11 protein-coding genes are annotated in these 14,097 nt (G+C 70.9%); 5 read left to right on the top strand and 6 right to left on the bottom strand.

What is annotated here, in order from left to right; all coding sequences use genetic code 11:
- The 4 genes from QO011_RS19070 (at window position 1) to QO011_RS19055 (ending at window position 4,607) form a co-directional block, all read left to right on the top strand.
- Entirely contained in the window at window positions 1-1,020 is a 1,020-nt protein-coding gene (locus QO011_RS19070; protein WP_307275074.1) for a Gfo/Idh/MocA family protein, read from the top strand.
- Between the two features lie 304 nt (window positions 1,021-1,324).
- The gene (locus tag QO011_RS19065; protein ID WP_307275073.1) at window positions 1,325-2,296 is read left to right on the top strand and encodes an ABC transporter permease; all 972 of its coding nucleotides are present in this window, start codon (window positions 1,325-1,327) and stop codon (window positions 2,294-2,296) included.
- Window positions 2,293-3,084, top strand: coding sequence for a creatininase family protein (locus QO011_RS19060; protein WP_307275071.1), 792 nt, complete (start codon window positions 2,293-2,295; stop codon window positions 3,082-3,084). The genes QO011_RS19065 and QO011_RS19060 overlap by 4 nt, the downstream gene beginning before the upstream one ends.
- On the top strand, window positions 3,081-4,607 hold the full coding sequence (locus tag QO011_RS19055) for an aldehyde dehydrogenase family protein (RefSeq protein WP_307275070.1): 1,527 nt from the start codon (window positions 3,081-3,083) through the stop codon (window positions 4,605-4,607). Before QO011_RS19060 ends, QO011_RS19055 begins: the two co-directional genes overlap by 4 nt.
- Before the next feature lie 45 nt (window positions 4,608-4,652).
- On the opposite strand, the gene QO011_RS19050 is transcribed toward QO011_RS19055, so the two are convergent.
- From QO011_RS19050 to QO011_RS19025, 6 genes are all read right to left on the bottom strand, one after another.
- Window positions 4,653-5,492 carry a UPF0149 family protein gene (locus tag QO011_RS19050; RefSeq protein ID WP_307275068.1) on the bottom strand — a complete coding sequence of 280 codons (840 nt, stop codon included), beginning with the start codon at window positions 5,490-5,492 and terminating at the stop codon, window positions 4,653-4,655.
- Window positions 5,493-5,603: 111 nt separating this feature from the next.
- Window positions 5,604-6,965, bottom strand: coding sequence for a COG3904 family protein (locus QO011_RS19045; RefSeq protein ID WP_307275066.1), 1,362 nt, complete (start codon window positions 6,963-6,965; stop codon window positions 5,604-5,606).
- Window positions 6,966-7,074: 109 nt separating this feature from the next.
- On the bottom strand, window positions 7,075-8,145 hold the full coding sequence (gene rtcA / locus QO011_RS19040; RefSeq protein ID WP_307275065.1) for an RNA 3'-terminal phosphate cyclase: 1,071 nt from the start codon (window positions 8,143-8,145) through the stop codon (window positions 7,075-7,077).
- Between the two features lie 41 nt (window positions 8,146-8,186).
- On the bottom strand, window positions 8,187-9,437 hold the full coding sequence (locus QO011_RS19035) for an RtcB family protein (protein WP_307275063.1): 1,251 nt from the start codon (window positions 9,435-9,437) through the stop codon (window positions 8,187-8,189).
- A 5-nt stretch (window positions 9,438-9,442) separates the two neighbouring features.
- Window positions 9,443-10,003 carry an RNA 2'-phosphotransferase gene (locus QO011_RS19030; RefSeq protein WP_307275061.1) on the bottom strand — a complete coding sequence of 187 codons (561 nt, stop codon included), beginning with the start codon at window positions 10,001-10,003 and terminating at the stop codon, window positions 9,443-9,445.
- 582 nt (window positions 10,004-10,585) lie between these two features.
- Window positions 10,586-12,145 carry a vWA domain-containing protein gene (locus QO011_RS19025; RefSeq protein ID WP_307275060.1) on the bottom strand — a complete coding sequence of 520 codons (1,560 nt, stop codon included), beginning with the start codon at window positions 12,143-12,145 and terminating at the stop codon, window positions 10,586-10,588.
- A 225-nt stretch (window positions 12,146-12,370) separates the two neighbouring features.
- On the opposite strand from QO011_RS19025, the gene rtcR reads away from it, so the two are divergent.
- Window positions 12,371-13,975, top strand: coding sequence for an RNA repair transcriptional activator RtcR (gene rtcR, locus QO011_RS19020; RefSeq protein ID WP_307275058.1), 1,605 nt, complete (start codon window positions 12,371-12,373; stop codon window positions 13,973-13,975).
- Window positions 13,976-14,097 lie beyond the last annotated feature (122 nt).

The raw sequence follows: 14,097 nt of genomic DNA, 5'->3' as shown, positions 1-14,097 counted from the left end.
ATGTCGAAGCTCAAGCTCGCCCTGGTCGGCGCCGGTTTCATGGGCCAGTTCCACGCCCAGGCCATCGCCGGCAGCGACGTCGCCGAGCTCTCCGCGGTCGTCGACCTCTCCCCGGTCGTGGGCCGCAAGGTCGCCGACGCCTTCGGCGTGCGCTACCTCCGGACGGTCGCGGACGCCCTCGATGCCGGCGGCATCGACGCCTATGTCGTCGCCCTGCCGGACAGGCTGCACCAGGAGGTGGTCTGCGCCCTGCTGGAGGCCGGCAAGGCCGTGCTGGTGGAAAAGCCGATGGCGCACACCCTCGCCGCCGCCAGGGCCATGGCGCAGGCGGAGCGGGCAGGGGGCGGGCGGCTGTTGGTCGGCCATATCCTGCGCTTCGATCCGCGCTACGTGCAGGCGGCGGAGGCGGTCAAGGCCGGCCGGATCGGCGAGCCGATCCACGCCACCAGCGGCCGCTTCACCGTCCGCGACATCGGCACGCGCATGAACGGCACGTCGAGCGTGTGCTTCTACCTCGGCGTCCACGACGTCGATGCGCTGCAATGGATCTCCGGCGCCGAGGTCAGGACCGTCTATTCCCGCGCGGTCGCCAAGCTGATGCCGAGCCTGGGCGTGGCCTCGGAGGACGCGATCTTCTCGACGGTCGAGATGAGCAACGGCATGACCGGCCAGCTCTATTTCGGCTGGAGCCTGCCCTCCGACATCCCCACCGGCATCTGGGCCCGCACCGAGGTGATCGGCACGGAGGGCATCATCGACCTCGACGTGCGCGACCACGGCCTGCGCCTTCATTCGCGCGGCGCCTGGAGCCTGCCGGACGGGCTGCACTGGCCCAGCATCAACGGCCACATCAGCGGCGACCTGTTCGAGGAGATCCGCCACTTCGCCAATGCGGTCCGGGAGGACCGGCCCTTCGTGATGCCGGTCGAGGACGCGATGCGGGCGGTGGCCGTCAACGACGCCATCCTGCGCAGCGTCGAGAGCGGCAAGGCGGAGACGGTGGAGGACTGGCGGGTATGAGGGGAGGGATGGCTGAGGTCGGGGCAGGTGGGAGGCGGAAGCCGGCGGGGCGCGACACCAGCGTGTCGAATGGAGCGCGACGCCTGTGTCTTCCCTCCCCCTTGCGGGGAGGGATAAAGGGTGGGGGGCGTTGTCATAGGGCTCGACCTGTCCTGATGGACCCCCACCCCGTACCCCTCCCCGCAAGGGGGAGGGGATCGGCAGGCGTCGAGTTTCGTCCTCTGTGCCCGTGCGGCAGATGTTGCGTACCCTGCCTCCGAGGCGATGCATCCTCGTCACCATAACAGCGCGAGGAGAACCCGATATGCGTTTCGACCACCACCTCCTGCGACGCATCCTCGGCTTCACGCCGCTGATCCTGCTCGTCGCGCTGCTGCTCGCCTCCGCTGCCGTCGACCCGCGCGTGGTCGCGCCCGCGAGCCTCGTCAACATCGCGGCGCAGGCGACGCCGATCGCCGTGCTGGGCATCGGCACCTTCATCGTGCTGCTCACCGCCGGCATCGACCTCTCGGCCGGGGTGGGCGTCGCCCTCTGCGCCATCCTGATCGCCGGCGGGCTCGACCGCGGCCTGCCGCTCCCGGCGGCGCTGGCGCTCGGCTGCACCGCCATGGCGGCCGTCGGCCTCGCCAACGGCCTCGTCATCGCTGTCCTGCGCATCCCGCCCTTCGTCACCACGCTGGCGACCATGGTCGCCGTGCAGGGCGCGACCCTGGCCGTCGCCCAGAAGGGGGTGCTGATCGTCAACGACCCCGTGCTCAAGGCGGTCGGCTTCGGACGGATCGCCGGCCTGCCCGCCGCCATCGTGCTGACGGCGCTGGTCGCGGCGCTCGCCTATGGGCTGATGCGGATGACCCGCTTCGGCCTGCGCAGCTATGCGCTCGGCTCCGACCGCGGCGCAGCCGAGCTCGCCGGCGTGCCGATCCTGCGCCAGACCGTGCTGGTCTATGTCGCTTCCGGCGTCTTCACCTTCCTCGCCGCCGCGCTGATGGTCAGCCGGGTGCCCGTCGTGACGCCGAACATCGGCGGCACCGGCCTGCTGCTCGACGCGATCGCCGCCGCCGTGCTCGGCGGCACCAGCATCTTCGGCGGGCGCGGCTCGGTCGGCGGCGTGGTGGTCGGCGCCCTGATCGTCAGCCTGCTCACCAACGCCCTGCGGGTCTTCGGCGTCGACCCCTCGTCGATCGACCTGTTCAAAGGCCTGATCATCATGGCGGCGCTGCTCGGCGACGCCGCCCTCACCGCGGCCTCGCTGCGGCTCGACCGGAGGCTGGGATGACCCCCGACTTCAATCCCGGACCGCTCCGCCAGGCCTGGGCGACCTCGCCCGACCTGCGGGAGCCCAGCGAAGGCAGGGGCAGGGCGGTGCTGCTGCCGGTCGGCGCCGTCGAGCAGCATGGCCCGCATCTGCCCCTCGGCGTCGACATCTGGCTCGCCACCGCCGTGTCGCTGGCCGCCGCCGCGGGCGAGGCCGATATCCGCGTCGCCGAGCCCATGCCCTTCGGCGTCTCGCCGCATCACCGCGCCTTCCCCGGCACGCTCAGCCTCCGGCCGCAGAGCTTCATCGCTGTGCTGGTGGACGTTTGCGCCTGCCTCGCCGCCGACGGCTTCCTCCCCGTGATCGTCAACGGCCATGGCGGCAATCGCGGCGCGCTGCAGGTGGCGGTCGCCGAGCTCGGGGCGGCCGGCATCCGCGCCGCGGCCCTGACCTATTTCGACCTGATCGCCGCGGATGCGGCGGCGATCCTGCCGGATGTCGCCCACGGCACGGGCCATGCCTGCGCCCTCGAGACCTCGCTGATGCTGCACCTCTTCGCCGCCGCGGTGCGCCGCGACCGCATCCCCGAGGGCGGCACGCCGCCGGGCTGGCCCGACCCGCATCTCTACGCCGCCGGCGGCCTGGTGGTCTGGCGCGGCTTCGAGGAGATCAACCCGACCGGCGTCATCGGCACGCCGGCCGACGCCAGCCCCGAGCGCGGCGCGGCCCTGTTCGACGCCGCCGTGCGCGAGACCCGCGCGGCGATCCGCAAGCTCGTCGCCACCTATTCCATGAGGACACAGCCATGACCGCTGCGGCGCACCGCCACGATTTCGAGCGACAGATCAAGGGGCTCGCCGTCGTCTCCGACGTGCCGTCGGGGAGCCGCCTCGGCCTCAACCGGATCGGCGACGCCTGGGTGCCGGGGTCGAGCGGCGAGTTCCTGGCCGTCACCAGCCCGGCGACGGGCGAGCCGGTCGGCCATGTCGCCCTGTCGACCCGCGCCGATGTCGGGCGCGCCGTGGCCGCGGCCCGCGCAGCCGGCGCCGGCTTCGCCCGCATGCCGGTCTTCGATCGGGCAAGGCTCTGTCACCGCATCGCCGACGTGATCGAGGCCCGCACCGAGGCGCTGGCGCGCCTCTTGTGCCTGGAGCAGGGCAAGCCCTTGCATGCCGAGGCCAAGGGCGAGGTCGCCGGCGCCGTCCTCGGCTTCCGCAATGCCGGCGAGCAGATCAAGTGGCTGGAGACGGCGGCCTTCCCCCTGCAGGATCCGAACAAGCGCGCCTTCAGCTTCCTGCAGCCCAAGGGCATCTTCGCCATCGTGACGCCGTGGAACTTCCCGCTGGCGCTGCCCGCGATCTACTATCTCGGCCCGGGCCTGGCGACGGGCAACGCCATGGTCTGGGTGCCGGCGCCCACGACCTCGCTCATTGCCGTCGCCCTGATGGAGTGCCTCATCGAAGCCGGCGTTCCCGACGGCGTGGTCAACCTCGTGCTCGGCGACGGGCCGGAGATCGGCGACGAGGCGGTGGCCCATCCCGGCACCGACGCCGTCGGCTTCACCGGCAGCACGGAGACCGGCCATGCCATCGCCCGGCGGGCGGCGGGCAAGCCGCTCCTGCTCGAGCTCGGCGGCAACGGCCCGTCCATCGTGCTGGCCGATGCCGACGTGGCGATGGCCGCGGCGCGGATCGGCGCCGGCTGCTTCGCCAATGCCGGCCAGATCTGCACCGCCACCGAGCGCGTCCTCGCCCATGCCTCGGTGCACGACGCGCTCGTCGAGGGTCTCGCCGCGGCCGCCGACAAGGTCAGGCTCGGCGATGCCTTCGACCCCGCCACGACCATGGGCCCGCTCAACAACGCACCAAATCTCGCCAAGGTCGAGGCGCATATGGCGGATGCGCGCCGGCGCGGCGCCTCGGTCCTGCGCGGCGGCGGCCGGGCCGCGGGCCTGCCGACGGCGCTGCATTTCGAACCGACCGTCGTCGCCGGCCTGACCGCCGACAGCCTGCTCAACCTCGAGGAGTCCTTCGGGCCGATCGCCCCGGTGCTGCGCTTCGAGACGGAGGAGGAGGCGCTGGCGCTCGCCGCCTCGAGCCGCTTCGGCCTCTCCGCCGCGGTGTTCACATCGACGATCCGCAACGCCTTCCGCTATGCCGAGGCGCTCAAGGTCGGCATCGTCAACGTCAACGAGATGAGCTGCTACTGGGAGGCCCACATCCCGGCCGGGGGCGCCGCCGGCACCGGCAGCGGCCTCGGCCGCACCGGCGGACGGCACACCCTCCTGGAAATGTCGGACCTCAAGACCATCGTCTTCGACGCGACGCGCTGACCCCGGCCGCGGTCGCCGACGGCGGCCGCGGCCCGCCCGCGACCGTCAATCCTGGCGGCAGCATTTCTTGTACTTCCGGCCGGAGCCGCAGGGGCAGGGGTCGTTGCGGCCAACCTTGCCGAAGTGCGGCACCGGCATGGACGCGGCCTGGGCGGCGGGCTGCTTCGCCTTCCAGGCGTGCAGCGCCTCGACACAGAGAGGGATGATGTCGGGAGCCGACTGCGTCAGCTCCTCCGCCTTCTCCTCGTCGACAAGGCTTTCGCCGCTGTCGATCGCGGCCAATGCTACCAGCGCGCTGAGGGCGCTTTCTGCCTCCTCGTCGCCGCTCAGCCAGTCTTCCCGTTCCGGCGGATGGACGGCGTAGCCTTTCATGAAGCCCACCACCCATGGCTCCCACAGGACGTCGTCGTTGCGGGGGTCGATATCGAAGATCGGCTCGTAGGACAGGCCTCCCTTGGCGAGGGCGGCAGCGACGGCGTCGTGGTGCTGCATGACGAGGCGCACGACCTTCTCGGCCTGACGGGTGCGCTCGAACGCGGGCTCGTCACCCTCGCCATTCTCGCCGTCCGCACCCCAGACCAGCGGCAGCCACTCGGCGGGTGGGACCGCATTCGGGCTGACCAGCAGGCCGGCGACGAAGCCGTCGAGCTCGCTGATCAGCATCGGCTCCTCGAAGGGCAGGAGCACGAGCTCGCGGTCGAGCTGCTTCAGGCGTCCCGTCAGCTTCCCGGGAAAGCTGCCATTCTCCTCGTCCAGACGGACCCAGGGTGCGGACTCCGGTACGTAGTCCCCGAGCTCGGCGAGAGCCGCCGGCGTTTCGTCCGTATCCTCGAAGGTGGGTTCGGTCCCGGGAGTGCCATTCCGTCCGCGCTCGCCCGTTTGCATCGGCAGGTCTCCGTGAATCGGCCGGGGGCCGGTCATCTCCGCCGATGTCGCACCCCAGGCCCGATCCTGCAATCGCTCGCCGCTCGCGTCCAGCGGCCGGGAGCCATTGGCTCAGGGCGGGGCGGAGGCCAGGCTGCCCGGCGGAGCGCAGGCGGCGCCCAGGATCGGTCGGATATCGTGAAACGCTCCGACGCTGGTATAGAGCGTCTCGCCCGATATGGCCGGCGTCCCCGAGGAGGCGACGTCGATCTTCAGCCTCGGATCCGCGGCCAATGCGCAGAACGCCGATTTCGGCATGAGGGCCGTGAGGCCGGTGCCGGCATGGTCGGCAGCGAGCAGCATGTCCGGAGCGGATGCGGGCCGGACTAGAACCCGCAGGTCGGAAAGCGGAACCTCACCCTGCGAGACGAGAGGTGTCGCCGAGATTTCGACCGAGGCGGAGCCACGCTCCCAGGCGAAGGCGACGAACACCGTGACCGGAGCGCCCTGGAAGCGACCGACTTGCGCCTCGCCCATGGCCGACAGGCGCGCAGGAAGCGGGGCGGCGGCATGAGGCTGCGCCGTCGTCGCTGCAGGCACGACCGCTGGTGCTATCGGCGCGGGCGGGGGAGCGGCCGCTGCGACAGGGCGCGGATGCAGCGCCAGGTTGGCCATCTCCACCACGTTCTGCGGCGCCACCATGCCCGTCGCCAGTCCGCACTGGTCGAGCTCCTCGCGCGTCATCCAGTGGATCGAGGCCGACGGCGTCGCCTCCATGATGGGCATGATGGCCTCGCCGATGCCCATGGCGCGGAAATAGCGCCCGATCCGGTCGTAATAGGCCTGGCTGGTCGGGACCTGGCGCGTCTGGCTGGACACCACCCTCTCGCGCACCAGGCGGCGGCTGACCTCCACCGGCACGCCGCCGACCAGCCGGCGGCGGACCGAGAAGGTCAGCATCTTCCGGACGAAGGTGCCCGTCCGCACCACCTGGTGCACGCCGACGACGGCATCGGCCGGCACGAAGCGGCCCGTTCCGGCGGCCAGGATCTCCGAGCAGGCCGAGGCGCAGAAGGCGCGCCAGGACGAGGTCGAGCCGGTCAGGCCTCGTCCGGCCGCCTCGTCGCAGTCCCGGCTGCCGGGAATGCAGGGCTCGAAGAAGGTGCGCCCGACCACCACGTCGAGCTTGTGGGCGCGGATCAGCCGGCCGATCGCCATGGCCGCCTCGACGTCGCCGCCGCGGGAGCGGATGACGACCGGCACCTTCTCGAAGCCCCTGGCGCCGATCAGGCGCTGGAAGGCGGCCGGAGTCTGCGACGTGATCGTGCCTTCCGCCGAGATCCAGGCGGCGCAGTGCGGCGCGCAGCCCGTCTCGTCGCCGTGCACCAGCACGACGCGCATGGTCTCCGGCGCGGGCTTTGCCGGCGGCTTGGCCGCCCATGCCGGTGCGACGCCGAGGATGAGCGCGGCGAAGGCGACGAGGAGACTGCGCATGGCGAGGATCCGGCCGGAGCACAACCGAGAGGAGATGCCATTCCAGGGCATTTCCCCTGCGGACGCAAGGGCAGGTGTCGATGGGGCAGGGGGCGACGGCGGCGTCGCCTCAGGGCGCCGCCGTCATAGTCCGGATCGGCGCATCGTCCCAGCGGGCGCTCGACACGCCGATGGTCCAGCGCGCCTCCTCCGCGGCGGCGACCTCGAACCGGATGTCATCGAGGAACGCGCCGATCACCGCCAGGTTGGTCGTCGTGTGCGCCGTCGGTTGCACGGTCGAGAACCGCCCGCCGCGGCAGAGCGCCATCGGCAGCAGCAGCTGGTCCGCCAGGAACGGGCCGACCGCCGCGCCGGAGCCGAGATAGGCCGCGGTTCGCCCGGCGACATCCCGGGCGATCGTCTCGGCGGCCAGGCCGCGCTCCCCGAAGCCGGTCACCACCTCGGTCACGGCCTCGAAGACCAGCGTCACCGCCAGGACGTTGCCGGGACCGTCGGCCTGCGTCTCGATCCTCGGCTGCATGGCGCCGACCGGCCAGTCCAAGGCCGCGCGCAGCGTGTCGAGCTCGCGCTGCGCCACGGCGAAGGGCAGGTTGGCCAGGATCGCCTCGGCGCTGCGCCCGCGCGACTCGCCACGCTCCAGGATGTCGAGCGGCCGGAGCGGGTCGTCTGCCGGGGCGATCGCCACCTCGACCTGGCCGCCGCCGGCAGGATAGAAGCCGGGCCGCTTCAGGCCGGCGGTGACGGCGAGGCCGATCCGCCGCAGCAGCGGCAGCAGCGCCCTGTCGACGAACTCGAAGGGCGGCGCATTGCCGTTGTGCGTTCCGCCCCTCAGCACCAGGCTGGAGGGCTGCGAGGCCAGGGCGAGCGGCAGCAGCACCGTCTGCAGCACCAGCGCCGTCGACCCCGCCGAGTTGATCGCGAAGATGTAGTCGCCGGCCCGCACCGGGCCGGGCTCGAAGCGCAGCCGCGTCGAGCCCGGCTCGTCGCCGGCGACGCGGCCGCCGCAGACCGCCGCGGCCGCGCGCACCGCGGCGAGGTGCTGGCGCATCAGGCCCGGCTTGGCGCGGCCGGCGCGAATCCTGTCGATCTGGAACGGCTTGCCCGTCGCCATCGACAGGGTGAGGGCGGTGCGCAGGATCTGGCCGCCGCCTTCTCCCTGGGCACCATCGATCGTGATCATGGTCTCGGCTTTCGTGGTCTTCTTGCCGGCGGAGCCGGCGATCATCCCTTGACGCAGACGACCTGGCGGAGCGTGTGCACGATCTCGACGAGATCGGCCTGTGCCGCCATGACGGCGTCGATGTCCTTGTAGGCCTTGGGCGTCTCGTCGATGACGTCCTCGTCCTTGCGGCATTCGACCCCTTCCGTCGCGGCCACGTGATCGGCCACGGTGAAGCGCCGCCGGGCCTCGGTCCGCGACATCACCCGCCCGGCGCCGTGCGAGCACGAACAGAAGCTCTCGGCATTGCCGCGGTCGCGCACGATGAAGGTCCTGGCCCCCATCGAGCCCGGAATGATCCCCATCACGCCCTCGGCCGCCCGCACCGCGCCCTTGCGGGTCACCAGCACGTCCTTGCCATAGTGGTGCTCGCGCGCGACGTAGTTGTGATGGCAGTTCACCGCTTCGAGATGCGCCTCGAAAGGCGTGGCGATCGCGCTCCGCGCGGCGTCGATGGCGTTCTGCATCATCACCTGCCGGTTCATCATCGCGTAGGTCTGCGCCCATTCCACTGCCTCGACATAGTCGTCGAAATGGGTCGTGCCCTCCGGGAAATAGGCGAGATCCTGGTCGGGAAGGTTGATGTACCAGCGGCGCATGTCGGCCTTGGCCAGCTCGATGAAATACGAGCCGATGGCGTTGCCGACCCCGCGCGAGCCCGAGTGCAGCACGAACCAGACCCGGTCCGCCTCGTCGAGGCAGACCTCGAGGAAGTGGTTGCCCGTGCCCAGCGTGCCGAGATGGCTGGCCGTGTTGGCCCTGGCGAGCTTGGGGTGCTTGGCGACGATCGCCGCGAAACCGGCGTCGAGCCCGGCCCAGGCCGACGCGGTGGCCTCGGGCAGGTCGCCCCAGGCGCCCTTGTCGCGTCCGCCGCGCCCGACCGTCCGCCCGTGCGGCACCGCCTGCTCGATGGCGGACCGCACCGGCGCCAGCGTGTCCGGCAGGTCGGACGCGACGAGCGAGGTGCGCACCGCCATCATGCCGCAGCCGATGTCGACGCCGACGGCGGCCGGGATGATGGCGCCGACGGTGGGGATCACCGAGCCGATGGTCGAGCCCTTGCCGTAGTGGACGTCGGGCATGACCGCCAGCCACTTGTGGATGAACGGCATGCCGGCGGTGTTCAGCAGTTGCTGCATCGAGGATGCGTCGACCGGCACGCCGCGCGTCCACATCTTCACGGGCACGGCCTTGGCCGTCCGCGCCGCGTCGAACGCCTCGCTCAGGAAATCATAGGTGCGCGCTTCGGACATCGTCGTCACTCGCTGTTCGGATCGTCATCGGGTTCGGCGGGCTGCAGGAAGGCCGGGTCGACCCGGTCCGTCAGCCAGACGCCGTTGTCGGCCTGCCAGAACGGCTGGCCGGACAGGTGCAGGGCCCCGGCCTCGACGATCAGGATCGCCGGCTTGCCGTGCCGGAGCCCGACGCGCCGTGCCGTTTCCCGATCCGCCGAGAGGTGGACCTTCTGCCGCGAGCCGGGCTTGAGCCCCTCGGCCAGGATGGCGGCGAGGAAGCGGGTTGCCGTGCCGTGATAGAGCCGGTCCGGCGGCGTCGACGGGGCCAGGCCCAGCTCGACGGCGACGGAGTGGCCCTGCGCGGCGCGGATCCGCGTGCCGTCGGGCGACAGCGTGAACCGCTTCTTGTCGTTGGCCGCCACCAGCTCGGCGAGCATCGCCCGGTCGAAGCGCTGTCCGGCGGCCGCGCTCCTGGCGATGAGCGCATCCACCTCGGCCCAGCCCTGCGCATCCAGCGTCAGGCCGATCGACTGCGGCGCATGGCGCAGGACATAGCTGAGGAACTTGCTGAGGGCTTCTTTCATGACACTCTCCTGCAGGCGGGAAGGCCGCGACGACGAGGGATTGGCGAAACGTCCTGCTCTATCCGTTGAGCTACGGGCTCGCATGGTGAGCCCGGCGGGATTCGAACCCGCAACCCGGGAGTTTGAAGCTCTGTAGTTCCGCCGGCATTCGTCGCGGCCTCCTTCCAATCGGTTTCATTTCATTCGAGCCGCGGGGACGGCATGACGACGAGATCGACGAAACCGGTTGTCATATGCTCACCTGCAGAGCTGCGGTCCCACGCGCATGTCGGGGATGCCGGATTCGAACCGGCTAATATGGAGTTCCGCCGGCATTCGTCATGCCGCAGGGTGCCTCCCTCGAAGGCCATGGCGACGAGGCGTTGCGAGACTGAGCTCCCGGTAACGGTGAGCCGGGCGACGGTTCCTGCCGTCGGCGCTCTGTCGGCGGATGGAGTCCCGCAGGCATTCGCCATGGTCGTTCGAAAAGGCCGGGGGGACGAGGGACCTCGAGACAGCGCTGCGCAAGCAGCCCTTCGCGCGTGTCCGAGGATCGCCACGAAGCCGATGGAGTCCCGAGAGCATTCCCCCCGGCCGTCGTCGTCAGAGCGAGATCTGCTCGATCTCGCCCACCCAGTGCTTTGCGCCGAGCTCGCCCCGGGCGAAGGCCGCGATCACGTCGAACACCGCGTCGGAGAAGCCGCCGACGTTGAGGATGTCCCGACGCTCCTGCGCCTGCGTCGTGCCGTAGGGCTGGAGATCGATGCAGACCAGGCGCGCCTTCGGGTTGTACCTCTTCAGGACGTCCCAGGCCTGCATCATCGCCGTCCCGCGCCGCGGCGTGCTCGTCGCGTCGACCCAGGACTGGTTGTCCGAGACGAACACGACGAGGTCGACCTTGGCGCGCTCCGCCGCCAGCTTGGCCAGCGGCGCCGAGCAGTTGGTGCCGCCGCCGCCGATCGCCGCCAGGCGAGCCGCGTTGGTCATCACCGAATCGCGCGGGTTGAGGCCGATCTCGACCACCTCCTGCTCGAACGGCACGACCCGCGCCGAGCGGTTCGCCCGCAGGAACGCCGCCGCCACCAGGGCCGCGACGTCGATGCAACGCACGCTCGAAGTCGCGCCCTTGCGGGTGCCGGTGACGGGCGAACCCATCGAGCCCGACACGTCGGGGCACACGACCACGCGGCCGGCCACGGCGGGCACGTTGGCCACCGCGACCTCCATCGCGTCCTGCAGCGCCTCGCGCACCGCGGCGGGGACGCCCGTCCCGGCCATGGCATAGGCTGCCATGAGCTGGTACGGGAACACCCGCGCCCGACGGATCGCCTCGGCATCGGCCAGCCGCCGCGCCACGTGCCGGGCGAATCCCTCGACCTCGAACGCGCCGTGGCGCGCGAAGGTGTTGAGGTTCATCCGCAGCATGTGCCACCCGGCCTGCCGCCCGATGGCCGCCCAGTGCTCCCGGGTGAGCGGGAGCGCGGTGAGCATCTGGAACGGCACGTCGGGAACCGGCGCCGTGGCGTCGCGCTTGAAGGCCTCGAACGCCGCGACGACCGCCGGCAGCGCGCCGACGTCGTAGGGCCGCCCGATCAGCCAGGCGTAGAGCGCGGCGCGCTCGGCGTCCCGCGGCTTGGGATGCACCATCTTGATCACGTCGGCGAGCGAGGGATCCTGCCCCACCGCCGCCCGCATGATCTCGATCGCCGAGGCCTGCTCCAGCCACGCCTGCACCAGCTTCTTCGGGCGGGTCCCGAGGGACTTGCGCCCGACGGCGCCCGACCGCATCACCTGCACGAAGTTGCGCAGCATGCGGCCGTTGTCGACGACGCGGACGAAGGCGGCCGGGAACTCCGGCGACGCCAGCGTCGAGAGCAGCGCCAGCAAGAGCGCCGGCATGTCCTTCATGTGCCCCTTCTCGCGGGCATGGACCGCCGTGCGGGCGATGAAGCCCGGCTCGACCGCCGCAGCCGCCGCCAGCACGTCGGTGAGCTGGGCCTCTGCCTCGGCATAGAAGGTGCCGTTGAGCGTCCCGGTCATGGCGAGCTGGGCCAGCCGGTGCTTCGGCGTGAGCGCATAGGCCGGCGCGCCCTCCCGATTGCGGTCGGCGGCGCCGGGCAGCATCCTGCCCACGAAGGATGCGAAGACGGACTTGTTGGCCATGACGTGCCTCCGGGCTTCGATCTCTGGAGCTCGGCGGTCGCCAGGCTCGAACTTCCTTTAGCGAGGAGCGTGCCAACGTCCTTTCGCCGATCCAGATTTTCCAGCAACTATTTGGTGAAGAAGGATAAATTCTTTCGGCCCGTGTCGGAGGCCTGGTCGGACCTGAGTCGACGTCGAGAGAAAATCGATATAAGAATATACAGACTTATCCTATAGGATCAGGTGATGGCGCGGCGGCGGGTGGTGTTCGGCTTCCTCGGCACGACCATGGATGCGGGCAAGCTGGAGGCGCGCTGGGAGCGCTGGCGCCCCACCGTGGCGCTCTGCCAGCACGAGGACTTCGTCGTCGATCGCCTGGAGCTGCTGCACGACACCCGGTCGCAATCCCTGGCCCGTCGGGTCTGCGCCGACATCGCCCAGGTCTCGCCGGAGACGCAGGTGCGCTCCACCGTCATGAATCTCAGGGATCCCTGGGATTTCGAGGAGGTCTACGGCGCCCTGCACGATTTCGCCCGGGCCTATCCCTTCGACCGGGACGGGGAGGACTATGTCGTCAACATCACCACGGGCACCCATGTCGCGCAGATCTGCTGGTTCCTGCTGATCGAGGCGCGCTACATCCCGGCGCAGATCCTGCAGCTCACCCCGCCCAGGGGCGGGCAGGAGGGCGGCGCCGGCGGCTACGGCCTGATCGACATCGACCTGTCGCGCTACGACCGCATCGCCACGCGCTTCCGCGTCGAGGCCGTCGAGGCGACCTCCTTCCTGAAGTCCGGCATCGCCACGCGCAGCGAAGCCTTCAACCGCATGATCGACCGCATCGAGCAGGTGGCCGTCCGCTCGCGCGCGCCGCTGCTGCTGTGCGGGCCGACCGGCGCCGGCAAGTCGCAGCTGGCGCGGCGGATCTACGATCTGAAGCGCAGCCGCCACCAGGTCGACGGCGCCTTCGTCGAGGTGAATTGCGCCACCCTGCGCGGCGACGGCGCCATGTCCGCGCTGTTCGGCCATGTCAAAGGCGCCTTCACCGGCGCCCTGCAGGAGCGGGCCGGCCTGCTGCGCTCGGCCGACCGCGGCATCCTGTTCCTCGACGAGATCGGCGAGCTCGGCCCGGACGAGCAGGCAATGATCCTGCGCGCCATCGAGGACAAGCGCTTTCCCCCCGTCGGCGCTGACCGGGAGGTGGCGAGCGACTTCCAGCTCATCGCCGGCACCAACCGCGACCTCGCCGAGGACGTGGCGGCCGGCCGGTTCCGCGAGGATCTGCTGGCGCGGCTCAACCTGTGGACCTTCGACCTGCCCGGCCTCAAGGAACGACGCGAGGACATCGAGCCGAATATCGAGTTCGAGCTGCGGCGCTACGCCAAGGCCGAGGGCGTGCAGGCGACCTTCAACCGCGAGGCGCGCGAGCGCTACCTCGCCTTCGCCATGTCGCCGGAAGCGGAATGGCGCGCCAATTTCCGCGACCTCGGGGCGTCGATCACCCGCCTGGCGACGCTGGCGCCGTCGGGCCGGATCACCCAGGCCGTGGTGGAGGAGGAGATCGAGCGCCTGCGCCGGCTCTGGGCGCGGCCTTCCACGGGCGGCGGCGAAGATGGTCTCGCCGGGCTGCTCGGCCCGGGGGCGGCCGAGCTCGACCTGTTCGATCGCGTCCAGCTTGCCGAAGTGGTGCGGGTCTGCCGGCGCCATGCCTCGCTCAGCGCCGCCGGCCGGGCTCTGTTCGCCGCCTCGCGGGCCCGCAAGGGCAGCGCCAACGATGCGGACCGGCTGCGCAAGTATCTCGCACGGTTCGGCCTGGAATGGCGGCAGGTCGGACCGACGACGCCCGGCTGACGAGGCTTCGCCAGGCGGATTCGATGGCGTGCCGCAGATGAGCGCGCGTTCTCGTTAAGGTTAACTGCCCATTAAGTGTGCTCAGGCATCTTTTAACCATGAGCGGGCAAGGATTGGGTTCC

The sequence above is a fragment of the Labrys wisconsinensis genome (genome assembly GCF_030814995.1).
Taxonomy (GTDB): domain Bacteria; phylum Pseudomonadota; class Alphaproteobacteria; order Rhizobiales; family Labraceae; genus Labrys; species Labrys wisconsinensis.
The sequence above is the reverse complement of the archived record's forward strand: the minus strand, read 5'-3'. Positions and strand labels throughout refer to the sequence as shown.